This is a genomic window from Streptomyces sp. NPDC060002 (assembly GCF_042737245.1).
Taxonomy (GTDB): domain Bacteria; phylum Actinomycetota; class Actinomycetes; order Streptomycetales; family Streptomycetaceae; genus Streptomyces.
The window spans coordinates 107,674-128,359 of the sequence record NZ_JBHWUW010000018.1 but is presented as its reverse complement, the minus strand read 5'-3'; the positions used below and the strand labels follow the sequence as shown (position 1 = coordinate 128,359).

Here is a 20,686-nt window from a genome sequence, read left to right as displayed (position 1 = left end):
GTTAACTTGTGCGAAACAAATGGGTCACGCCCGAGAAATCACCCGTCCCTAGGGTCGATGACAGCGTGTGCCACCGCACTGGCCGCACGAACGAACTACCACCCCGGCTCGACGGCCGGGAGTAGGAGGAGCTGGATGTTCCAGAACGCCGACGAGGCCAAGAAGTTCATCGCGGACGAGGACGTCAAGTTCGTCGACGTCCGCTTCTGCGACCTGCCGGGCGTGATGCAGCACTTCACGCTGCCCGTCGAGGCGTTCGACCCGGACGAGGAGCTGGCCTTCGACGGCTCGTCGATCCGCGGTTTCCAGGCCATCCACGAGTCCGACATGGCGCTGCGCGCCGACCTGTCGACCTCGCGCGTGGACCCGTTCCGCCGTGACAAGACGCTGAACATCAACTTCTTCATCCACGACCCGATCACGGGCGAGCAGTACTCCCGTGACCCGCGCAACGTGGCGAAGAAGGCGGAGGCGTACCTGGCGTCGACCGGTATCGCCGACACCGCGTACTTCGGCCCCGAGGCCGAGTTCTACGTCTTCGACAGCGTGCGCTTCCAGACCTCGGCGAACGAGTCCTTCTACCACATCGACTCCGAGGCCGGCGCCTGGAACACCGGTGCGGTCGAGAACAACCGCGGTTACAAGGTCCGCTACAAGGGCGGCTACTTCCCGACCCCGCCGGTCGACCACTTCGCCGACCTGCGTGCGGAGATCTCCCTGGAGCTGGCCGCGTCCGGCCTCCAGGTCGAGCGCCAGCACCACGAGGTGGGCACCGCCGGCCAGGCCGAGATCAACTACAAGTTCAACACGCTGCTCGCCGCGGCCGACGACCTCCAGCTCTTCAAGTACATCGTGAAGAACGTCGCCTGGCGCAACGGCAAGACCGCGACCTTCATGCCGAAGCCGATCTTCGGCGACAACGGCTCGGGCATGCACGTCCACCAGTCGCTGTGGACCGGCGGCTCCCCGCTCTTCTACGACGAGGCCGGTTACGCGGGCCTTTCGGACATGGCCCGCTACTACATCGGCGGCATCCTCAAGCACGCCCCGTCGCTGCTGGCCTTCACCAACCCGACGGTGAACTCCTACCACCGTCTGGTCCCGGGCTTCGAGGCTCCGGTCAACCTGGTGTACTCGCAGCGCAACCGCTCCGCGGCCATGCGCATCCCGATCACGGGCTCCAACCCGAAGGCCAAGCGCGTCGAGTTCCGCGCGCCCGACTCCTCCGGCAACCCGTACCTGGCGTTCTCCGCCCTGCTGCTCGCGGGCCTGGACGGCATCAAGAACAAGATCGAGCCGGCCGAGCCGATCGACAAGGACCTCTACGAGCTGGCCCCCGAGGAGCACGCGGGCGTCGCGCAGGTCCCGACCTCGCTCCCGGCCGTCCTCGACCGCCTCGAGGCGGACCACGAGTTCCTGCTCGCCGGTGACGTCTTCACGTCCGACCTGATCGAGACGTGGATCGACTACAAGCGCACCAACGAGATCGCCCCGCTCCAGCTGCGTCCGCACCCGCACGAGTTCGAGCTGTACTTCGACGTGTGATATCGCCCCAGGTCAGAGCGGGTTTCCGCTCCCCTGGGCCGTGTGTGGGCCGTCGGCCGCGCTCTTCCCACTCCGGGAAGGGCGCGGCCGGCGGCCTTTTGCGTTCGTCCGCCGGTAGGCCGCGACCAGCAGGGCCCGGTCCTCCAGCGGAAGGCTCCACGGCCGGCCCCGCGGACCGCATCCGCCCCCTCGCGCCGCAGCACCGTTACCAGCTTCCCGAACTGCCGCGGGCTGAGCCCGGTGAACGGGGCTATCCAGGACGGCTCCGACGCCGTGATCACACCAGTCACTGCGTGATCATTCCACTGCTTCAGGTGCCCCCTGCTCGAACGCGATGCGGCAGCGTTCTACCTGGTCGGCCACCTGCTCCATGAACCAGCGCATGATCTCGTAGGGGACAACACGCTCGTCAGGGCTGTAGACGCGAACGGTCGGTTGCAGATTCGGGTCCTCGTCTGGGACAAGCGCTACCAAGAAGGCAGCGCCGGGCAAGTGGGTCACCGCGGCGTTGGGGTTCTCGGCACCCGTGGCCAGCGCAGGCACAGCCTCGCTCAGCTCCACGGCCCAGGCATCGTCAGGCAACGCGTAGTGGAACAGGACGGCGTAGTGACGGCCTGCATGTTCTCGCAGCTCCCATGGCATGTCAGCAGGCTGCCACACCGGCCGTGTCGGACGCTCGCGGGTATCCCGGCCCTCACCTGGGCCCCACCCAGCCAGCGTTTGCCGGACAGCCCTTAGGCCCGAGACTCTTCGGGAAGACTCATCGTGCGGGACAACAACCGTTGGGTAAGCAGATTCGCAAGCAGGTACTCAGGGGAGGCCGAGGTGTACCTACGACCCATGCGCCACCCGCGCGCATTGCGGTCACTTGCCCCAGGTCAGACGCTTCTCAGAGCCAATCCCTGAGGGGACTGTAAATCTGCGGCTTCGCCTTGGATTCCTCGTACTGACACGCGCGGAGCCCGCCAGGGCATCGCAGCCGGGCCGTCTGTGGGCCGTCCCAGGGTGACCTACAACGAACAACGACGAGGGCCGACCGGCCCGTGTGCGATCGGCCTCTCCGGGCTGTGCCGCCGCCCCCGTTTCCTGTTTCTCAGGGACGGGGGCGTCGTCGTATGGTTTCTGGCACTGCTGTTCGAGGGGAAGGCCTCGACGGAGGTGACGGGGGAGAACGAGAATGCCTGAACAGGACGATGTGGAGCGGGAGTTCGACCTCACGTGGGCGGACGGCGCGGCGCACAAGGAACCCTCGGCGCGGGCCCGGATGCTGGCCGCCCGCTGGAAGGAGAACCCACCCGAGCCGGTCCCGTTCCGCGGCGACCCGGACCGGGTGTCATCGCCCCGGTCGTCATGGCTGTCGACGACGCTCGTACTCGGCTGCGTGGCCGCGGTGATCCTCCTGCTGGGGTACGCGCGGTTCCGGGCGCCCTACTAGGGAGACGGCGCGGGTGCGGGAGGACATCACGGGCGGGTCGGCGACGGCGGTGCGGCTCGCCTGGGGAGTGCCCTTGCGGGAGGCGCTCGACTGCGGTGTTCCGGCCGCCTGGACGGCACTGGACGCGGGCGTCCGGCCGGTCCACCGGGGCGCGCACTACCTGCCGGAATGGGAGTGGGACGAGGCCGGGCGCAGGCTGACCGCCACCTTGCACGCCGGCGGGCCACTCAGTGAGCCGCAACTCGCCCTCGCGCTGTGCCACCGGGACGGCCGGATCCGGGCGGCGGCACTGTGGCGGATCGGCGGGCACCCCGATCTGCTGCCGCTGCTGGTCGTGCGGTGCGCCGACTGGGCGGAACCCGTACGGAAACAAGCGCGCCTGCTGCTGGGCGAGGTGCTCGACGCCGGGCGGGCCGTGGCCCTCCTGCCCCTGATCCTGCGCGTCGGGCGTCGGGAACGGGGCGACTTCGCCGTCCGCCTGGCCGACGAAGTGCTGCGCGAGGCACCTCGTGGGATCCTTACGGCGCTGTACACCGCCTCCGATCGCTCCGTACGGCGGTACGCGTACCGACGGGCCGTCGAGGAGAGCCTTTTCTCCCCCGGCGAGCTGGCCCGCGTCGCCACGCGGGACGACGACGTCATCGTCCAGAACCTGTGCGCGGATGCCGCCCTGGCCGCCTTGGCCGCTCTGACGGACGGGAACGCCGACGACGTACTCGAACCGCTGCTCACCGCGCGCAACTCGCGGGTCCGTTCCGCCGGGGTGACCGCGCTGCGGCGGGCCGGGCGGGCGGAGCAGGCTGTGGAGTTCCTGGCCGACCGGGCGGGGCTCGTGCGGGCCTGTGCGCGATATGTCGTACGGCAGCACGGGGGCGATCCGCTGTCCTGGTACCGGGCACGGTGCGCGGAGCGGGGCGGTCCCACCCTGCCGCCGGGCGCCGTCGCCGGGCTCGCGGAGTGCGGGGAGCGGGGTGACGCGGAGGTGCTCTGGCCGCTGGTCCGGCATCCGGCCGCGAGCGTGCGGGCGCGGGCCGTGGCCGGGCTGCGCGTGCTGGACGCGGCCGACGCGCGGCGGCTGTTGCCGTTGCTCGACGACCCGGCACCGGGAGTGGTGCGGGAGGTGACCGCGGCGGTGCTGCCCTCGGCGGGGCTGGTGCCCGAGGAGTGGCTCGTCGAGCGCCTGGGCGCCGGGTGGCCCCGGCCTGTGCGGATCGCCGCGCTCCGGCTGCTTGCGGAGCAGGGTGGGGCGGTGGGCCAGCGTGCCCTGATCGCGCTGCGGGGTGATCCCGACGAGGAGCTGAGGCAGCGGGCGACTCGGGCCGCACGGCGCTGAGGACGCGTGGATCCGCGCCGGTGTCCTCGCCGGTTCGCGCCGGTGGTCGCGCCGGTGTTCCCGCCGGTGGTCGCGCCGGTGGTCGCGCCGGTGGTTCACAGGGAGCTTTTGCTCCGCCTAGGTTCGTTCGGGGACCGTTCATGGGGGTGGGGCGGTGCACACTGGCAGTGGGACGAGTGCCTGACTGCGGGGTGAGGCAGATGCAGAGCCGTTTCCGGAGCGACCGGCGGCTGACCGTGCGGATGACGGTCACGTTGTTCCTGCTCGGGCTGTTGTACGTGGCGTTCGTCGCCGCGTTGATCGTGTTGCTGAAGTCGTGGGTGCTGGTCGCGGTCGTCGCGGTGGCCATGCTGGGCGCGCAGTACTGGTTCTCCGACCGGGTCGCGTTGTTCGCGATGCGTGGGCGGGTCGTGGAGCGCGAGGAGTATCCCGAGCTGCATGCCGTCATCGACCGGCTGTGCGCGCTCGCGGACATGCCGAAGCCGGTGGTCGCCGTCTCTCAGATGGGCATGCCGAACGCGTTCGCGACCGGGCGGAATCCCGACCACGCGGTGGTGTGTGTGACGACCGGGCTGCTGGGGCGGCTGGAGCCGGCCGAGCTGGAGGGTGTGCTCGCGCACGAGCTGTCGCATGTGGCGCACAAGGACGTGGCGGTGATCACGGTCGCGTCATTCCTGGGCGTGATCGCGGGACTGATCGTGCGGTTCGCGTTCTACTCACAGGTGTTCGGCGGTGCGCGCAGGGACCAGAACGCCGCGGTCGTGTTCGCCGCCGTGATGGGTGTCTCGGCGGCCGTGTACGCGATCAGCTTCCTGCTCATCCGGGCCCTGTCCCGGTACCGGGAGCTGGCGGCGGACCGGGCGGCGGCACAGCTGACCGGCCGGCCCTCGGCGCTGGCCTCCGCGCTGACGAAGGTCTCCGGCGACCTGGCCCGTATCCCCACGAAGGACCTGCGGACGGTCCAGGCCTTCAACGCCTTCTACTTCACCCCGGCCCTGGGCGCCGAGCCCGGTGTGGCGGGGCTGTTCTCGACCCACCCGAGCCTGGAGCAGCGGCTCGAGCAGCTGGGGCGGATCTCCGCCGAGCTGGGCGAGGCGGCCGCTCCGGGGAAGGCGGGCTGATCATGGGGTTGCTGGACATCCTGCTCGGCCGGACCAAGCCGGTCGCGCCCGACCTGGACCGGCTGTTCGCGCTGCCTTCGGCGGCGGTGACGCTGGAGGCGGCGGCCGGGTTCACCCCGACCGGGCAGGGCGCCGTGTGCTTCGCGACCGTCGAGGGCTCGGCCTTCGACCAGACGCACCGCGAGGTCCAGGCGCTCCTCGACGCGGACACCGAGCGCACCGGTCCCCCGGTGCGGCTCGTGCGGGACGACTACGGGTACTCCTGGCTGGTCTCGCAGCGCACGCCCGACCAGCTGCCGCTCCTGGTCAACGACCTGCACGCGGTGAACAGCGCGATGGAGGTCAACGGCTTCGGGCCGCAGCTGCTGTGCTCCCTCGCCGGGTTCGAGGAACAGCGGGGTGGGACGCAGGAGGCGGGCGGTCGCCGGCTGGCGCTCGTGTACCTGTACAAGCGGGGGTCCTTCTATCCGTTCGCGCCGCTGCCCGGTACGGGGCAGCGGCGCGACGGCGCACTGGAGCTGCAGGTGCAGGCCGCCCTCGCGGGCGACCTGCGGATCGAACAGGATCTGGGCCGCTGGTTCCCGGTGTGGGGAGCCCCCGGCCTGTAGGCGGATCGGGCGGCCTACTTGCCGCGCTCGCGCTCCTGACGGCGGGACTCCATGGGGCGCTCGCGACGGTAGCGGCGCTCCCACCTGGCCTGCTTGTCACGGCGGTCGCGGTACGCCTTGTACGACGTCGGCGCGGTTCCCGCGCTCGGCGCGGGGCCGGCGGGCGCGGACGGCGCGGACGAGTCGAGCCCGTACCGCACGTACAGGAACAGCACGCCGGCCGCGGCGAGCCAGTAGAGCGGGTTCCCGAATCCCAGGACCACCAGGACGACGGCCCCGGAGAGAACGACGGTGCCCATGGTGTACCTCCTTCCTGGGCAGGGATGGTGACTGAGCGTGGCGAGAGGGGTGGGGTGGTGCCTTCAGCGTACGGAGTCCGTCACTCAACGTGCATCTCCTTTTCGGCGGGCCTGGAGTCGGGGCGAAGTGGATCAACAGGTCATTGACTGCCATGAGGGGTGCCCGGATGAGCAGTCTCTTCGCCGTCGCCTACGACGACCTCGCCACCGCCGACCAGGTGCGCGCGAAGCTGTTCGAGCTGCCGAAGGAGCATTGGTCGAGCTGGAGGACGCGGTGGTCGTCGAGCGGCGCGGCGACGGCGGGATCAAGCTGCACCAGGCGGTGACCCACACGGCGGTGGGCGCGGCCGGCGGCGCCGTGTGGGGCGGGGTGATCGGGCTGCCCTTCCTGGCGCCGCCGCCCGGCGCGGCGGTGGGTGCGGCGCCGGTGCGGCCGGCGGCACGTTCACCGACACGGGCATCAACGACACCTTCATGAAAAACCTCAGCCAGAACCTGCGCCCGGGCGCCGCGGGCCTGTTCGTCCTGGTGAAGCACGCGGCCGAGGACAAGGTCATCCCCGCAACTCACCCAGTTCGGCGGCCAGTTGCTGCAGCCCTCGCTGAGCAAGGTCGAGGAGGACCACCTCCGCGAGGCGATCAAGGCGGCCCGGGCGGAACCCGCCCCCGAGTGAGGCCCATGAGTGAGTGAAGCCCATGAGTGAGTGAAGCCCGTGAGTGAATGGGCCCCATGAGCGAACTGTCTCCTTTCACGCACGAGTACGACGGGGAGCGGCTCAGCGGGGTGCACGGCGGTGGTCCGGCAACGGTCACCGCCGTTCTGCTGCACGGCGCCGGCAACGGCGGCAAGGAGCGACTCCTGCCGCTGGCCCACGAGTTCGCCGTCCACGGCTGTAACGCCCTCGCCCTCGACTTCTCCGGCCACGGCGAAAGCAGCGGCGAACTCAGGGAGTTGAGCCTGCGTCGGCGCTTCGAGCAGGCGGTCTCCGTGATCGACGCGTACGTCCCGGCGGACGGGACGCTGGTGCTCGTCGGGTTCAGCATGAGCGGGCAGACGGTCGCCGACCTGGCGGCGTTCTACCGGGACCGGGTGACGGCCCTGGGCCTGTGCGCGCCCGCGGTGTACGCGGCCCGGGCGTGGGAGGTCCCCTTCGGCGGGGGAGACGGGGAGTTCAGCGCGATCATCCGCAGGCCCGGAAGCTGGCGGGAGGCGCCCGCACTCGACGTGCTGCGCGCGTACGAGGGCCGGGCGGTGCTCGCCGTGCCGGGCACGGACACGGTGATCCCGCCGCAGGTGACCGAGGCGATCCAGGACGCGCTCGCCACCCGCGCCCGGTACACGAGGTTCGAACTGCCTTCCGCGGGACACCGGTTGGGCCTGTGGTTCCAGGACCACGCGGACGACCGGCGCGCGTTCGTGACCGCCGTGCTGGCCGGCCCGGGCGAGCGCGGGCGGACGGCGACGCGTTCCTGACCGGCCGGGCGGCCGGCGCTGCTCAGACGCCCGGCGCCGCGCTCACCACGCCCGCCGCGACCGCCGCGACCAGGGTCGCGTGGTCGGCGGCGGTCCGGTCGGCGTAGGCCACGGCGAAGTCGGCGACGGCGCGTTCGAAGGTCTCGGCGCCGCCGAGGTAGCCGGCGATGGCGATCCGGTCGCCGGACCGGGCGTGGGCGCGGGCCAGGGCGGTGCCGCACAGCCGGGCGTACGCCGCGAGGTCGGCCGGGGACATCCCGGCGACGCCGGCGGAGCTCTTCGGGTCGCGCAGCTGACGCCAGTAGAAGGCGCGGCTCTGCGGCCCGGTCATCCAGCCCAGGAAGACGTCCCCCGCGGCCTGGAGCAGCCGCTGCCCGGCGACGACCCGGTGGCCGGGATGCACGTAGGGGCCGCTCGGCAGATGCTCCTCCAGGACGGACGCGCGGGCCTCCTTGATCTGGAGGAAGAGCGGGTCGTCGGTGTCGCGTCCGGCGAGCAGCACGATGAAGCAGCGGGTGCCGACGCTGCCCACGCCGACGACCTTGCGGGCGGCGTCGACGAAGCGGTAGCGGTCCAGCAGCAGGCGGCGCTCCTCGGTGAGGGTGGAGCGGTAGTCGCTGAAGATCTTGCGCAGGGCGGCGCTGTCGGAGGCGCCGGCGGGTTCGATCAGCGGTGGGTCGTGGATGATGCGGCGGCGTCCGTCGACGACCTCCGTGAGTTTGCCGAGGGCCTGGAGGCTGGTGCGGCGGCGGGCGCGGGTGAGGCTGCCCTCGGCCCGTCCGCGGTGCCGGGCGGAGCGCAGCAGGGGCAGCAGCTGTTCGGCGTCGATGCGCTCGTACCAGACGGCGAGCTCGTCGAGCCGGGACAGCCGCCGTATGGCGGTGCGGTAGGCGGCCGCGGCCTCCAGGGCGGCGCGGTGCACCCTCGGCTCGGGGTGGCCGTTCTCGCGGGCGGCCACCGCGACGGAGGCGGCGAGCCGTTTGACGTCCCACTCGAAGGGCCCGGGGAACGTCTCGTCGAAGTCGTTGAGGTCGAAGAGCAACCCCCGCTCCGGGGAGGCGTACAACCCGAAGTTGAGCAGGTGGGCGTCACCGCACAGCTGGACCGTCAGCCCGGTGTGCGGCTGGGACGCCAGGTCTGCGGCCATGACGGCGGCCGAGCCGCGCAGGAAGGCGAAGGGCGAGGCGGCCATCCGCCCGTACCGGATGGGCAGCAGCTCGGGCAGCCGGTCCCGGCCCTGCCGCTCCAGCACGGCGACGGGGTCGGGCCGGTCGACGGACGGGAGCCAGAGGGCATGGGCGGAACGGGAGACGCGCTTACGGGCGTCCCGGCCGCGCCGCGCACGGTCGGTGGGGGTGGTCATCCGCGTCGCCTTCGCACCACATCCGCCTCCCGGTCCACGACACTTCCCGGTTCACGACACTTCCCGGCCTCCTGTTCGCAGTGAAGGCCGGGAGGGGGGCGTCCGCATGCCGGGTACGTCGAACGGGTGACACGGTCGGCGGGACCCGATTGTCAGTGGTGTCGGGAAGGATGGCGGGAAGGGACGAGTGCCGGACGGCGACAGGGCTACGGGGCGACGACGGGTGGAGGCCGGTAATGGGTGACGGGCTGCGGTACATCGGTGTGGCGGAGCGGCGGGCGCGGCTGGCCATGCGGCACCGGCTGGCCCCCGAGGCACGGGTCGCGACGCCCGAGGCGGTGGCCGACGCGCTCCTCGCCCTGCACGGCTCGGACCCGGCGACGGTGTACCTGGCGGTCGGCGCCCGCCTCGCCGATCCGGCGGCGACGGTGCCGGAGACCGACCGGGCGCTGTACGCGGACCGGACCCTCGTCCGGATGCACGGCATGCGGCACACCGTCTTCGTGTTCCCGACGGAGTCGACGGCGGTCGTGCACGCCTCGACCGGCCTCGCGGTCGCCGCGCGGGAGCGGGCCGGCCTGGTGAAGGACATGGCGAAGGCAGGCGCTCCGGACGCGGCCTGGCTGAAGGAGGTCGAGGAGTCGGCGCTGGCCGCGCTGGCCCGGCTCGGCCAGGCGACCGCGGCCGAGCTGGCCCGCGAGGAGCCGCGGCTGCGGGAGCGGTTCGTGTACGCGGCGGGCAAGCCCTACGAGGGCGTCCACACCGTCGTGACGCGGCTGCTGAAGGTGCTGGGCGTGGAGGGCAAGGTCGTCAGGGGTCGCCCCCTGGGCTCGTGGACGTCGAGCCAGTTCCGCTGGGCCCTCGCCCCCGCGCACGCCGAACTGCCGGTGGCTCAGGCCCAGTCGGAGCTGCTGCGGCGCTGGCTGACGGCGTGCGGCCCGGCCACGGAGGCCGATCTGAAGTGGTGGACGGGCTGGAAGGTGACGGACGTCCGCCGGGCGCTGACGGCGATCGGGGCGCGGGCGGTGACGCTGGACGAGGGGACGGGGTACGTCGTCGAGGACGACGTGGAGGCCGTGCCCACCCCCGGCGAACCGTGGGCGGCCCTGCTGCCCGGCCTCGACCCGACGGCGATGGGCTGGCAGGGCCGGGACTGGTATCTGGCCCCGGACCTGCGCCCCGGCCTGTTCGACTACAGCGGGAACGTGGGCCCGACGGTGTGGTGGAACGGCCGGGTGGTGGGGAGTTGGGCCCAGCGGGCCGACGGCGAGATCGTGTGGCGGATCCTGGCCGGCGAAGGCGAGGGAAAGCCCGACGGCAAGGGCGAGGGCGTGGGCAGCGAGGCGAAGGCGGCGATCGGGGCGGAGGCGGCGCGGCTGGAGGCGTGGCTGGGGGCGACCCGGGTGACACCGAGGTTCCGCACGCCGGTGGAGAGGGAACTGGTGAGCTGACTCCCTGCCACGACCCCTGGCCCGGCCCCTGTTCTCGTCCCCTCGCCCGCCCTCATCCCGGCCCCGACCCTGTCCTCGGACGCCGACGCCGGGTGCCGTCACCAGGGACGGCACCCGGCGCCCGGTTCACCGTGAGTACCGCAGCAGCGCCCGCACCATGTGGCACGTCGTGTCCGACGGCGCATGAACGCCGATCAGCTCCGCCGTGCTGCGGATCTTCTCGTTGCGGGCCTGGTTCGGCATATACACGCCCAGGTCGAGCAGGGCGATGGCGAGACGCATCGCCTTGAGGCGACGGTTGTGCGTGGAATACCACTCGCGCGGACGCCCGGGCGGCAACGGCCGCTTCTCGACGGGCACATAGGGCAGATCGAGCTGGACGGAACGCTTCGCGGTGGACTGGGTCGGCAACGGCTTCGGCTTCAGTGCGGCAGCGGGCACAGGCATCCTCCTGTCGCGGTCAGGGCCCGGTCCGGAACCTCCGGCGAACCCTCGAACACTGCTTCTATTCTACCGCCCACCACTGACAAACGCCCCTGATCACAGGGGCTTTCGCCGCCCAGGACGGCTACCGTGTGCCGCATGGAGATCTGGATCAACCCCGCCTGTTCCAAGTGTCGCAGCGCCCTCACGCTCCTCGACGCCGAGGGCGCCGACTACACCGTCCGCCGCTATCTGGAGGACGTGCCGAGCCAGGACGAGATCGCGGCCGTGCTCGACCGGCTCGGCCTGGAACCCTGGGACATCGCCCGCACCCAGGAGGCCGTGGCCGAGGAGCTCGGTCTGAAGGACTGGGCGCGGGACGCGAGCACGCGCGGACGCTGGATCACCGCGCTCGCCGCGCACCCCCGGCTCATCCAGCGCCCCATCATCACGGCGGACGACGGCACCGCGCTGGTGGCCCGCACCGACGAGGCCGTACGGGACGCGTTGTCCCGGTAGGACCCGCCCTGGCCGGACAGCTGACGGTTCGTCCGGCGGCGGGAGCCGGTGCGCCGGGCACTGCTACCCTCCGCCGCCATGACCTTCGGTGATCAAGGACTCGGGTCCCCTCCCGGGCAGCGGCGCATACGACGGCGCCGGCGGACCCGGCGCTCGGCGGCCGTCGGGTCCTGCGTGGCCCTCGTCGCCGCCGTCGCCGCCGGCACCGCGCTGATCGCGGACGAGGACGACGGCGACCGGCCCAGGTCCGCTCCCCCGGCGACGGCGTCCACGACCGCCTCGGGTCTCGCGGCCGCACCGTCGCCGGACGCGGGCCTCCCGTACGACGCCCCGAGCGCGCTGCGCTCCCTGCTCGCCCGCCCGGTCATCCGGCCGGAACAGGCGTTCCCCTCGACGAGCGTCCGGCTGAAGGACGGCTCCCGGTACGCCCGCGTCGACCTGGTCACCGACGTCGACTGCGCACGGGGCACGTCGCCCGGGCTCGCCCGGCTGATCGAACAGGGCGACGGGTGCTCCCGGTCGACGGCGGCCCTCTTCACGGACACCGAACGGCGCTCGCAGGTGACGGTCACCGTGCTGAGCTTCGAGCGGGTGGAGGACGCCTCCCGCGTGTTCTCCTTGGCCTCGACGGACCCGATGACGTATCGGGTGGTCTCGCTGGATCCGCCCCCGCAGGCCGGTCTGCCGACGGTCCCGCCGGGTTCGGCCGGGGTCCTCCGGCGGGCGATGACCGTCCGGTCGGTGGTGTTCGCGAACGGGCGGTGGGGTGACGGCACCGAGACCGGGGAGGCCGAACTCGCCGCCCGGACCGAGGGGTTGCTCCAGCGCGCCGACGACACGGTGACGGCGTACGAGGAGGGGAGGAACTGACTCGGACGCCTCGCCCCGGCGCGGGCGTGACGCACACCACTTCGATTGGCTCCCGTAACCGCTGAGCAACCTCGTTCGGTATCTCGTACATAGCGGCGTACGCTCCCCTACCCCTCAGGAGGCGCGCATGTCGCGCAGGAGAAGTCTCGGCCCGAAGAAGAAGATCGCGCTGCTCGTCAGCGCCGCGGCGGTGGCGGGCGCCGGGGCCTTCGCCATGGCGTCCACCTCGAACGCCTCACAGGACGAGCAGAACGCCAACACACTGTCCGCCGGGGACTCGACCGTCTGCGCGGGACTGGCCACGGCCTTCGGCAACAACGAGAAGTTCATCGAGGGCCAGAAGACGAACCCGGACGCGCAGTCCGCGGCCCGGATCGCCAACCGTGAAGCGGTCCTCGCACAGATCAAGGTCCAGCAGCAGGCGTCCGGCTGCGTCGTTGGGGAGTCGGCTCAGGACTCCCAGGCGACACAGCCTTCGCAGGCCGCTTCCGCTCCTGCGGCTTCCGCTCCGGCGGCCTCCGCGCCCGCCGCCTCCGCGCCGGCCGGGAACACGGGTAACGCGGGAAACGGCGGCGGTGCCGCCTCCGGCCAGCAGGTCTGCAACGGTTCCACGGTGACTCTCTCCGGCGAGGGCGGTGCCCCGGCCGCGTCGAGTAACCAGTTCCCGGCGGGGACCAAGCTGAAGGTCACCAACCTGGACAACAACAAGTCCACGACCGTCGAGGTGACCTCGGTCTCCGGCAGCTGTGCCCTGCTCAACAACGCGGCCTTCGAACTGGTGCGGGAGCCCGGCAAGTTCCTGATCCGCCGGGCCCTGATCGAGAAGGTGGGGTGAGGCTCCGCCGCCGGCCGCCTCGCCGAACCGGCGGCGGCGCGTTCCGGCGCATCCCTTAAGGATGTACGTGTCACCGGTCCTGCTGCTCGCGGCCACGAGCGGCAGGACCGGCGCGTTCCGGATCCGCGGCGACCCCTCGCATACGAACCACCGAAACACCGAAGCACCGCTCACACCGTGAGCCGCACCACAGAACCACCAGGTAACACGGGGTTCACATTCGAGCAACGACCGGGAAATCGCCTGTTGACAGTCTGCCGGGCAGACAAGGCGGCGCCCCAGTGCCGCAGCGCCGCAGCACCCGCAAGTGCGTCAGACACACCCCGAAGGAAGTGGCCCGTGACCTTCAAGGCTGAGTACATCTGGATCGACGGCACCCAGCCGACGGCAAAGCTCCGTTCCAAGACGAAGATCATCGCGGGCGAGCCCGCCGGTCTCGACGCGCTGGGGATCTGGGGCTTCGACGGGTCCTCCACGAACCAGGCCGAGGGGCACTCCTCGGACCGTGTCCTCAAGCCGGTCTTCACCTGCCCCGACCCGATCCGCGGCGGCGACGACATCCTCGTCCTGTGCGAGGTCCTCAACATCGACATGACGCCGCACGAGTCCAACACGCGTGCCGCGCTCGCCGAGGTCTCCGACAAGTTCGCGTCGCAGGAGCCGATCTTCGGCATCGAGCAGGAGTACACGTTCTTCCAGGACGGTTACCCGCTCGGCTTCCCCAAGGGCGGCTTCCCGGCCCCGCAGGGCGGCTACTACTGCGGTGTCGGCGCGGACGAGATCTTCGGCCGTGAGGTCGTCGAGGCGCACCTGGAGAACTGCCTGGCCGCCGGTCTCGCGATCTCCGGCATCAACGCCGAGGTCATGCCCGGCCAGTGGGAGTTCCAGGTCGGCCCGGTCTCCCCGCTCGAGGTCTCCGACCACCTGTGGGTGGCCCGCTGGCTGCTCTACCGCACCGCCGAGGACTTCGGCGTCGCCGCCACCCTCGACCCGAAGCCGGTCAAGGGCGACTGGAACGGCGCCGGCGCGCACACCAACTTCTCCACGAAGGCGATGCGCGAGGGCTACGACGCGATCATCACCGCGTGCGAGTCGCTCGGTGAGGGCTCGAAGCCGCTCGACCACGTGAAGCACTACGGCGCCGGCATCGACGACCGTCTGACGGGTCTGCACGAGACCGCCCCGTGGAACGAGTACTCCTACGGTGTCTCCGACCGTGGCGCCTCGGTCCGTATCCCGTGGCAGGTCGAGAAGGACGGCAAGGGCTACATCGAGGACCGCCGTCCGAACGCCAACGTCGACCCGTACCTGGTGACGCGTCTGATCGTCGACACCTGCTGCTCGGCGCTGGAGAAGGCCGGCCAGGTCTGATCCGGTCCGAACCCCGGATTCTTCCCGGAATTCCCGGAAGGGGCGCCCGCCGACTGGGCGGGCGCCCCTTCCGCGTATCCGCACCGCCATGGCGAACGACCGCCCGGGGCCTGGACCGACGTCGACTTCACGCCAGGAAACGTCCAAGCTGTGAGAGGAGGCTCCTGTAACGGGCGGGTGTCTGCTTCAATGGAGCCATGGCCAGATTCCAGAAGTGCACCGCGACAGGTCGCCACGACCTGGAGCCCTTCTGGCCTTCCCGTCAGCACCATGACTTCGACCGGGTGTGTTGCCGCGCGATGAACGCGCCGGCCCTCTAAAGCCGTACACCCCGGCCTTCGGCCAGCGCGCACGACGTACGTCCTCGACGAGCCCGACCACGAATCGCGGCCGTCGTCCTCCCGACGAACTTCTCGCGCGAAAGAGCTGACCTCTCATGGCGAACACTCGTTCCCTCTCCTCCGCTCCCAGCCTCACCGCCGCCACCCCGAACGGCACCGCCCGCCACCGACTGCGGGCCGTCGACCGGGACGAGGTGGTCGACGTCACCGACTTCCTGCCGCCGGGCGCGACCTGGCTGCCCGCTCCCCCGCACACCCTGCCCACCCTGCCGGGCCAGCCGCCGATGGTCGGCTACCTCGTGCTCGTCCCGGCCGACCAGCAGCCGCCGTTCCTGCCGGTGGCGGTGCCCGACCGGCCGGCGGCCGAGGAGGCCCTCGAGGCCGAGGGCGCCGGGCGTCCGCTCGTACGGATCGACCCCGTACAGCGCACGGCCGCCGTGGACGGACAGGAACTCGACCTCACCTACCTGGAGTTCGAGCTGCTGGCGCACCTGGTCGCGCACCCGAACCGGGTGCACACCCGCGACCAGCTGGTCACCACGGTGTGGGGCTACGGGCACGTGGGCGACGGCCGCACGGTCGACGTCCACATCGCCCGGCTGCGCCGCAAGCTGGGCGCACAGCACCGCCAGTCGATCCAGACGGTGCGCCGGGTCGGCTACAAGTACACCCCGCCGACCGGCCACTGACCCGCTTCGTCTGCCGACGGCAGAGCGCGGTTCCGCACCGCGTCCGGACCGGGCACAGTCACCGGTATGAGACTTCTGGTGCTGGGCGGTACGGAGTTCGCGGGACGGGCCGTCGTCGAGGCGGCTCTCGGGCGCGGCTGGGAAGTGACGGTCTTCAACCGGGGGCGGCACCCGTCCGCCCCCGGTACCCGGTCGCTGACCGGTGACCGCACCGCGCCCGGCGGCCTCGACGCCCTGGCCGAGGGCGACTGGGACGCCGTCGTCGACACCTGGTCGGCGGCGCCCCGCGCGGTGCACGAGGCGGCGCGGCTGCTGCGGGGCCGCGCCCGCCGCTATGTGTACGTGTCGAGCTGCTCGGTGTACGCCTGGGCCCCGCCCGCCGGGTACGCCGAGGACGCACCCGTCGTCGAGGACGCCGAACCCGACGCCGGACAGAGCGACTACGCCCGGGACAAGCGCGGCGGCGAGCTGGCCGTCGTCGACGCCTTCGGCGCGGAGACCTCCGTCCTCGTACGGGCCGGGCTGATCCTCGGCCCGTACGAGAACGTCGGCCGGCTGCCCTGGTGGCTGACCCGGATCGCCGCCGGCGGCCCGGTCCTCGCGCCCGGCCCGCGCCATCTGCCCTTGCAGTACGTGGACGTCCGCGATCTCGCCGAGTGGATCCTCGGCGCGGTCGAGCGGGAGCTGAGCGGGCCGTACAACCTGATGAGCCCGCAGGGACACACGACCATGGGCGAGTTGCTGGAGGCGTGCGCGCGGGCCACCGGCTCGGACGCCGAACTGCGGTGGACGGCGCCGGAGGTCATCCTCGACGCGGGCATCGAACCGTGGACCGAACTGCCCGTGTGGGTGCCGCCGGGCACCGACCTGCACGACGCCCTGCACGCGGCCGACGTCTCACGGGCGGTGGCGGCGGGGCTGTCCTGCCGCCCCGTCGAGGAGACCGTCGCCGACACCTGGGGCTGGCTGAGATCGATCGGCGGTACGGCGCCCCAGCGCCCCGACCGCCCCCGCAAGGGCCTGGACCCGGAGGTGGAGGCGAAGGTGCTCGCGGCGGGCTCCGGCTGACCGGAGCCCGCAGGTGTACCTGGCACCACCCTCTGACCGGGGGCGTCGGGCCAGTGACCGCCGGCCCACAGCTCCGCGAGACTGACGCCATGAACACCAACACGAAGAGCGGCGACGGCGGTTCGAGGGCACGGGGGATGACGCTCGCCGCCGGGCGGGGGCTCGCGCTGGCCGTCGGGTCGCTGCCGCTGAGCATCCTGGGCTTCTGCCTCTCCCTCGTGTCCATGGCGCTGATACCGATCGGGGTCGGGACCCTCACCACGCCCTACGTGGTGAAGGGCGTGCGCGCCTACGCCGGGCGGAGGCGGGCGCTCGCCGAACGGTGGGGCGGGGTGCGCATCCCGTCGGCGTACCGGCCCGCCCCCGAGACCGTCAACCCGGTCACGCGCACCTTCGCGCTGCTGCGCGACCCGGCGACCTGGCGGGACCTGCTGTGGCTCCTGGTGGACATGCCGGCCGGCTTCCTGACCGCGCTGCTGCCGGCCGTCCTGGTCCTCTATCCGGTGGAGGGGCTGGCGCTGCCGGCCGGGCTGTGGCGGGTGTACGTCGAGACGCCCGGCGTCGCGTACTGGTACGGCTTCGTACCGGTCACCGACCAGACGTCCGCGTTCGGCGCCGCGGCCCTGGGCGCGGTCCTCCTCGTCGTCGCCCACCGGTACGCCGTGAGCGCCCTCCAGGTCCACTTCCGCCTCACCCAGGCCATGCTCACCCCCAGCCAGGCCGAACTGGCGCAGCGCGTACGGGTGTTGACGGAGACCAGGCGGGCGGCCGTGGACACCTCGGCCGCCGAACTGCGCCGCATCGAGCGGGATCTGCACGACGGCGCCCAGGCCCGGCTGGTGGCGATGGGCATGGACCTCGGCACCGTCGAGATGCTCGTCGACAAGGACCCGGAGAAGGCCAAGGCCCTGCTCGCGCAGGCCCGCCGGTCGTCCGCCGATGCGCTCTCCGAGCTGCGCGACCTGGTGCGCGGCATCCACCCGCCGGTGCTGGCCGAGCGTGGACTCGGCGACGCCGTAAGGGCGTTGGCGCTGCGGCTGCCGGTCGCCACCGAGGTGAGCGTCGAGCTCGAGGGCGGCCGTGTGGACGCGCCCGTGGAGTCGGCGGCCTACTTCGCGGTGAGCGAGCTGCTCACCAACGCGGTCAAGCACTCCGGCGCCGGCCGGATCTGGGTCGACCTCCGTCACGGGTCGGGCCGGCTGCGGATCTCGGTCACCGACGACGGCGCGGGCGGCGCGGCGATCGGGGCGGGCTCGGGCCTCGCCGGCGTCGAGCGGCGACTGGGTACATTCGACGGCGTCCTGGCCGTCAGCTCTCCCGCAGGCGGTCCCACCATGGTGACCATGGAGATCCCTTGCGTGTTGTCCTAGCCGAGGACCTCTTCCTGCTGCGGGACGGTCTCGTCCGGCTCCTGGAGGCCTACGACTTCGAGATCGCCGCCGCCGTCGAGAGCGGGCCCGAACTGGAGCGGGCGCTCGCCGAACTGGAGCCGGACGTCGCCGTGGTCGACGTCCGGCTCCCGCCCACGCACACGGACGAGGGCCTCCAGTGCGCGCTCCAGGCCCGCCGCACGAGGCCCGGACTGCCGGTGCTCGTCCTCTCCCAGCACGTCGAGCAGCTGTACGCGCGCGAACTGCTCGCCGACGGCACCGGCGGGATCGGCTATCTGCTGAAGGACCGGGTGTTCGACGCGGAGCAGTTCGTGGACGCCGTACGGCGGGTCGCGGCCGGCGGTACGGCGATGGACCCGCAGGTGATCCAGCAGCTGCTGGCCCGGCGCTCGGGTGACGGCCGGGGGCCGGTGGACCGGCTCACCCCGCGCGAGCGGGAGGTGATGGAGCTGATGGCACAGGGCCGGTCGAACGCGGCGATCGCGGGCAAACTGGTCGTCACCGAACGGGCCGTCGCCAAGCACACCGCGAACATTTTCGTGAAGCTGGGTTTGGAGGTCGCCGGCGACGACAACCGCAGGGTGCTGGCGGTTCTGGCCTATCTGGACCGGGATCGCTGACCCGGACAACTGGTGCGCCATGTGAGGGTGTTGGGGTTGTTTTGTCATACGGGGCTCTCATCAATTTCCGAGCGGGCTGAACACCTGTGAGGCGAGGTGCGTAAAGGAGGGGGCAGCTTCAGCTTCACTCCTGTCGGGCGCCTCGATGCTGCCCCGCAAGGAAGTCAGAGGAGTTCCATGGGACGCAACATACGTAAACGCCGTTCGTCGATGGCCACGAAGGCCGTGGCAGCATCGGCGGCCCTAGCGCTCGGCGGGGGCGGGCTGATCTGGGCGAACTTCTACGCTTCGGCGCACGAGTCGAACTCGGGCCAGAACTCGACCAAGGCCGCCACGGCGGCCGCTCAGGTCGCCACCATCTCCTGCCCGGACGTGGGGCAGAAGCTGACGAATGTACCCAACGGGGCGAAACAGGGCGTCGCGACCGAGCTGGCCAACCTCGACAAGCAGATCACCGAGGCATACACCCGGCTCGCCTCCACGCGTCAGGCCCAGACGAACGACGCCAGCTTCGTGCAGAACGCGATCACCGGTCCCCTCAAGGAGAAGCGCGCCGCCACGATCGACCGGATCCGGATCAACATCCAGCGCTCCGGTGGCCAGTTCAACAGCTCGCTGAGCCAGTTGGCGGCCTGCACCACGCAGGCGGCGAACACCAACGCGGGCCAGGCGGGCAACGGCCAGCAGAACAACAACGGCCAGAACAACAACGGCAACCAGAACAACGGTGGCCAGAACAACGGCAACGCCGGCCAGAACAACGGCGGTCAGCAGAACAACGGCAACGCCGGCCAGGCGCAGAACGGCCAGGGCGGCAACGGCCCGGTCGCCGCGGACTTCGTGGACATCACGAAGGTCCAGGCCAACGCGCAGCTGGGCGTGGGCGCGAACGGTATCGCCGCCAACGGCAACAGCGGTTCCAGGGGCACCTTCACCTCGAGCTGCGGCACCAACGGGAACGACAACCACAACACGGACAACGTGATCGTGGCCCCCGGTGTGACCAACGGCGCGCACCACCTGCACGACTACGTCGGCAACCAGAACAACGACGCCTTCGCGAGCGACCAGGAGCTGGCCGGCGCCGGCACCAGCTGCCAGAACCAGGGCGACAAGTCCTCGTACTTCTGGCCGGTGCTGCGTGTCCAGGACGGCAGCCAGGACTTCGACCAGAACAACGACGGCGGTGGCAAGGAAGGCAACGTCGGCAAGATCCTCCAGCCGGCCCAGGCGCAGATCAAGTTCGTCGGCAGCAAGAAGGGCAAGGTCGTCGCGATGCCGACGGCCCTGCGCATCATCACCGGTGACGCCAAGGCCTTCGTCAACGGCAACGGCAACGCGAACGTGAACTGGAGCTGCACCGGCTTCGAGAAAAAGGTGCAGCTGGAGGCCCAGTACCCGATCTGCCCGCAGGGCAGCCAGGTGGTGCGGACGACCAACTTCCAGAGCTGCTGGGACGGTCAGAACATCGACAGCGCCAACCACCGCACGCACGTGGCCTTCGTCCAGGCGGACGGCACCTGCGCCAACGGCTTCAAGGCGATCCCCCAGCTCCAGGTCCGTCTGGTCTACAACGTTGCGGCCCCGAAGCTCCAGAACGGGACGGTCGTGCAGCCGTACGCGGTGGACAGCTTCCCGGAGAACCTGCACAAGCCGATCACCGACCACAACGACTTCATCAACTTCTTCTCCACGAACCTGATGAACAAGATGGTCAACTGCATCAACACCGGCAAGAAGTGCAAGTGACCCGCTGAGCGGGACACCCGGTGGAGCCGACCGGTAGATCCGGAGCGGTGAAGCCGACTGAGAAGGCCGGCGGTGAGGATTACACAACCCCCGCCGTATGGTGTGCGCGGGGGGGGCCGGGGGCGGGGGGGGGGCCGCGTGCGCGGGGGGCGCCGGGGGCGGGCACAGAACCGAGTGCGAAG

23 protein-coding genes and 2 pseudogenes are annotated in these 20,686 nt (G+C 71.3%); 20 read left to right on the top strand and 5 right to left on the bottom strand.

Annotation, left to right across the window (positions count from 1 at the left end):
* Positions 1-135: 135 nt before the first annotated feature.
* Positions 136-1,545, top strand: coding sequence for a type I glutamate--ammonia ligase (gene glnA, locus ACFWBD_RS18545; protein WP_355703199.1), 1,410 nt, complete (start codon positions 136-138; stop codon positions 1,543-1,545).
* Positions 1,546-1,596: 51 nt separating this feature from the next.
* On the opposite strand, the pseudogene ACFWBD_RS18540 reads toward glnA, so the two are convergent.
* A pseudogene (locus ACFWBD_RS18540) lies at positions 1,597-1,835 on the bottom strand (IS5/IS1182 family transposase); the annotation flags it as partial.
* 7 nt (positions 1,836-1,842) lie between these two features.
* Entirely contained in the window at positions 1,843-2,187 is a 345-nt protein-coding gene (locus ACFWBD_RS18535) for a hypothetical protein (RefSeq protein WP_385667672.1), read from the bottom strand.
* Positions 2,188-2,550: 363 nt separating this feature from the next.
* Here ACFWBD_RS18535 and ACFWBD_RS18530 point away from each other — a divergent pair, with 363 nt between their 5' ends.
* The 5 genes from ACFWBD_RS18530 (at position 2,551) to ACFWBD_RS18510 (ending at position 6,042) form a co-directional block, all read left to right on the top strand.
* On the top strand, positions 2,551-2,730 hold the full coding sequence (locus ACFWBD_RS18530) for a hypothetical protein (RefSeq protein WP_385667670.1): 180 nt from the start codon (positions 2,551-2,553) through the stop codon (positions 2,728-2,730).
* The gene (locus ACFWBD_RS18525) at positions 2,723-2,980 is read left to right on the top strand and encodes a hypothetical protein (protein ID WP_385667668.1); all 258 of its coding nucleotides are present in this window, start codon (positions 2,723-2,725) and stop codon (positions 2,978-2,980) included. The genes ACFWBD_RS18530 and ACFWBD_RS18525 overlap by 8 nt, the downstream gene beginning before the upstream one ends.
* A 13-nt stretch (positions 2,981-2,993) precedes the next feature.
* The gene (locus ACFWBD_RS18520) at positions 2,994-4,313 is read left to right on the top strand and encodes a hypothetical protein (protein WP_385667665.1); all 1,320 of its coding nucleotides are present in this window, start codon (positions 2,994-2,996) and stop codon (positions 4,311-4,313) included.
* Between the two features lie 200 nt (positions 4,314-4,513).
* A complete protein-coding gene (htpX, locus tag ACFWBD_RS18515; RefSeq protein WP_351752847.1) occupies positions 4,514-5,434 on the top strand; it encodes a zinc metalloprotease HtpX in 921 nt (306 codons plus the stop codon).
* A gap of 2 nt (positions 5,435-5,436) precedes the next feature.
* Positions 5,437-6,042 carry a hypothetical protein gene (locus tag ACFWBD_RS18510; protein WP_385667664.1) on the top strand — a complete coding sequence of 202 codons (606 nt, stop codon included), beginning with the start codon at positions 5,437-5,439 and terminating at the stop codon, positions 6,040-6,042.
* 14 nt (positions 6,043-6,056) lie between these two features.
* On the opposite strand, the gene ACFWBD_RS18505 is transcribed toward ACFWBD_RS18510, so the two are convergent.
* A complete protein-coding gene (locus tag ACFWBD_RS18505; protein ID WP_385667662.1) occupies positions 6,057-6,341 on the bottom strand; it encodes a hypothetical protein in 285 nt (94 codons plus the stop codon).
* A gap of 167 nt (positions 6,342-6,508) precedes the next feature.
* On the opposite strand from ACFWBD_RS18505, the gene ACFWBD_RS18500 reads away from it, so the two are divergent.
* The 4 genes and pseudogenes from ACFWBD_RS18500 to ACFWBD_RS18485 form a co-directional block, all read left to right on the top strand.
* A complete protein-coding gene (locus ACFWBD_RS18500) occupies positions 6,509-6,667 on the top strand; it encodes a hypothetical protein (RefSeq protein ID WP_385667661.1) in 159 nt (52 codons plus the stop codon).
* Entirely contained in the window at positions 6,595-6,819 is a 225-nt protein-coding gene (locus ACFWBD_RS18495) for a hypothetical protein (RefSeq protein WP_385667710.1), read from the top strand. The genes ACFWBD_RS18500 and ACFWBD_RS18495 overlap by 73 nt, the downstream gene beginning before the upstream one ends.
* Positions 6,801-7,031, top strand: a complete 231-nt coding sequence (locus ACFWBD_RS18490) for a DUF1269 domain-containing protein (protein WP_385667708.1) — start codon at positions 6,801-6,803, stop codon at positions 7,029-7,031. The genes ACFWBD_RS18495 and ACFWBD_RS18490 overlap by 19 nt, the downstream gene beginning before the upstream one ends.
* Before the next feature lie 30 nt (positions 7,032-7,061).
* Positions 7,062-7,811: pseudogene (locus ACFWBD_RS18485) on the top strand (alpha/beta hydrolase); the annotation flags it as partial.
* 25 nt (positions 7,812-7,836) lie between these two features.
* Here the strand turns inward: ACFWBD_RS18485 and ACFWBD_RS18480 are convergent.
* On the bottom strand, positions 7,837-9,177 hold the full coding sequence (locus ACFWBD_RS18480) for a DUF2252 domain-containing protein (RefSeq protein WP_385667659.1): 1,341 nt from the start codon (positions 9,175-9,177) through the stop codon (positions 7,837-7,839).
* Between the two features lie 236 nt (positions 9,178-9,413).
* On the opposite strand from ACFWBD_RS18480, the gene ACFWBD_RS18475 reads away from it, so the two are divergent.
* Positions 9,414-10,628, top strand: coding sequence for a winged helix DNA-binding domain-containing protein (locus ACFWBD_RS18475; protein ID WP_385667658.1), 1,215 nt, complete (start codon positions 9,414-9,416; stop codon positions 10,626-10,628).
* A gap of 126 nt (positions 10,629-10,754) precedes the next feature.
* On the opposite strand, the gene ACFWBD_RS18470 is transcribed toward ACFWBD_RS18475, so the two are convergent.
* Positions 10,755-11,069, bottom strand: coding sequence for a hypothetical protein (locus ACFWBD_RS18470; protein WP_385667656.1), 315 nt, complete (start codon positions 11,067-11,069; stop codon positions 10,755-10,757).
* 141 nt (positions 11,070-11,210) lie between these two features.
* On the opposite strand from ACFWBD_RS18470, the gene ACFWBD_RS18465 reads away from it, so the two are divergent.
* From ACFWBD_RS18465 to ACFWBD_RS18425, 9 genes are all read left to right on the top strand, one after another.
* Positions 11,211-11,570: an arsenate reductase family protein gene (locus tag ACFWBD_RS18465; RefSeq protein ID WP_385667654.1), complete on the top strand. Its 360-nt coding sequence runs from the start codon at positions 11,211-11,213 to the stop codon at positions 11,568-11,570.
* A 78-nt stretch (positions 11,571-11,648) separates the two neighbouring features.
* Complete coding sequence (locus tag ACFWBD_RS18460; protein WP_385667652.1) at positions 11,649-12,440, top strand: hypothetical protein; 792 nt, start codon at positions 11,649-11,651, stop codon at positions 12,438-12,440.
* A 127-nt stretch (positions 12,441-12,567) separates the two neighbouring features.
* Positions 12,568-13,275: a hypothetical protein gene (locus tag ACFWBD_RS18455; protein ID WP_385667651.1), complete on the top strand. Its 708-nt coding sequence runs from the start codon at positions 12,568-12,570 to the stop codon at positions 13,273-13,275.
* 339 nt (positions 13,276-13,614) lie between these two features.
* The gene (glnII, locus tag ACFWBD_RS18450; RefSeq protein WP_385667649.1) at positions 13,615-14,646 is read left to right on the top strand and encodes a glutamine synthetase; all 1,032 of its coding nucleotides are present in this window, start codon (positions 13,615-13,617) and stop codon (positions 14,644-14,646) included.
* Positions 14,647-15,082: 436 nt separating this feature from the next.
* A complete protein-coding gene (locus ACFWBD_RS18445; RefSeq protein ID WP_385667647.1) occupies positions 15,083-15,676 on the top strand; it encodes a winged helix-turn-helix domain-containing protein in 594 nt (197 codons plus the stop codon).
* Positions 15,677-15,742: 66 nt separating this feature from the next.
* A complete protein-coding gene (locus tag ACFWBD_RS18440) occupies positions 15,743-16,744 on the top strand; it encodes an NAD-dependent epimerase/dehydratase family protein (protein WP_385667645.1) in 1,002 nt (333 codons plus the stop codon).
* An 89-nt stretch (positions 16,745-16,833) separates the two neighbouring features.
* A complete protein-coding gene (locus ACFWBD_RS18435; RefSeq protein ID WP_385667644.1) occupies positions 16,834-18,114 on the top strand; it encodes a sensor histidine kinase in 1,281 nt (426 codons plus the stop codon).
* On the top strand, positions 18,099-18,755 hold the full coding sequence (locus ACFWBD_RS18430; RefSeq protein WP_385667642.1) for a LuxR C-terminal-related transcriptional regulator: 657 nt from the start codon (positions 18,099-18,101) through the stop codon (positions 18,753-18,755). The genes ACFWBD_RS18435 and ACFWBD_RS18430 overlap by 16 nt, the downstream gene beginning before the upstream one ends.
* A gap of 177 nt (positions 18,756-18,932) precedes the next feature.
* Positions 18,933-20,504, top strand: coding sequence for a DUF1996 domain-containing protein (locus ACFWBD_RS18425; RefSeq protein ID WP_385667640.1), 1,572 nt, complete (start codon positions 18,933-18,935; stop codon positions 20,502-20,504).
* Positions 20,505-20,686 lie beyond the last annotated feature (182 nt).

Excerpts from the sequence above, each read along its gene's own strand:
- glnA (WP_355703199.1), top strand. The coding sequence starts at position 136 with ATGTTCCAGAACGCCGACGAGGCCAAGAAGTTCATCGCGGACGAGGAC.
- ACFWBD_RS18535 (WP_385667672.1), bottom strand. The coding sequence starts at position 2,187 with ATGCCATGGGAGCTGCGAGAACATGCAGGCCGTCACTACGCCGTCCTG.
- ACFWBD_RS18525 (WP_385667668.1), top strand. The coding sequence starts at position 2,723 with ATGCCTGAACAGGACGATGTGGAGCGGGAGTTCGACCTCACGTGGGCG.
- htpX (WP_351752847.1), top strand. The coding sequence starts at position 4,514 with ATGCAGAGCCGTTTCCGGAGCGACCGGCGGCTGACCGTGCGGATGACG.
- ACFWBD_RS18510 (WP_385667664.1), top strand. The coding sequence starts at position 5,437 with ATGGGGTTGCTGGACATCCTGCTCGGCCGGACCAAGCCGGTCGCGCCC.
- ACFWBD_RS18505 (WP_385667662.1), bottom strand. The coding sequence starts at position 6,341 with ATGGGCACCGTCGTTCTCTCCGGGGCCGTCGTCCTGGTGGTCCTGGGA.
- ACFWBD_RS18500 (WP_385667661.1), top strand. The coding sequence starts at position 6,509 with ATGAGCAGTCTCTTCGCCGTCGCCTACGACGACCTCGCCACCGCCGAC.
- ACFWBD_RS18480 (WP_385667659.1), bottom strand. The coding sequence starts at position 9,177 with ATGACCACCCCCACCGACCGTGCGCGGCGCGGCCGGGACGCCCGTAAG.
- ACFWBD_RS18475 (WP_385667658.1), top strand. The coding sequence starts at position 9,414 with ATGGGTGACGGGCTGCGGTACATCGGTGTGGCGGAGCGGCGGGCGCGG.
- ACFWBD_RS18465 (WP_385667654.1), top strand. The coding sequence starts at position 11,211 with ATGGAGATCTGGATCAACCCCGCCTGTTCCAAGTGTCGCAGCGCCCTC.
- ACFWBD_RS18460 (WP_385667652.1), top strand. The coding sequence starts at position 11,649 with ATGACCTTCGGTGATCAAGGACTCGGGTCCCCTCCCGGGCAGCGGCGC.
- ACFWBD_RS18455 (WP_385667651.1), top strand. The coding sequence starts at position 12,568 with ATGTCGCGCAGGAGAAGTCTCGGCCCGAAGAAGAAGATCGCGCTGCTC.
- ACFWBD_RS18445 (WP_385667647.1), top strand. The coding sequence starts at position 15,083 with ATGGCGAACACTCGTTCCCTCTCCTCCGCTCCCAGCCTCACCGCCGCC.
- ACFWBD_RS18440 (WP_385667645.1), top strand. The coding sequence starts at position 15,743 with ATGAGACTTCTGGTGCTGGGCGGTACGGAGTTCGCGGGACGGGCCGTC.
- ACFWBD_RS18435 (WP_385667644.1), top strand. The coding sequence starts at position 16,834 with ATGAACACCAACACGAAGAGCGGCGACGGCGGTTCGAGGGCACGGGGG.
- ACFWBD_RS18425 (WP_385667640.1), top strand. The coding sequence starts at position 18,933 with ATGGGACGCAACATACGTAAACGCCGTTCGTCGATGGCCACGAAGGCC.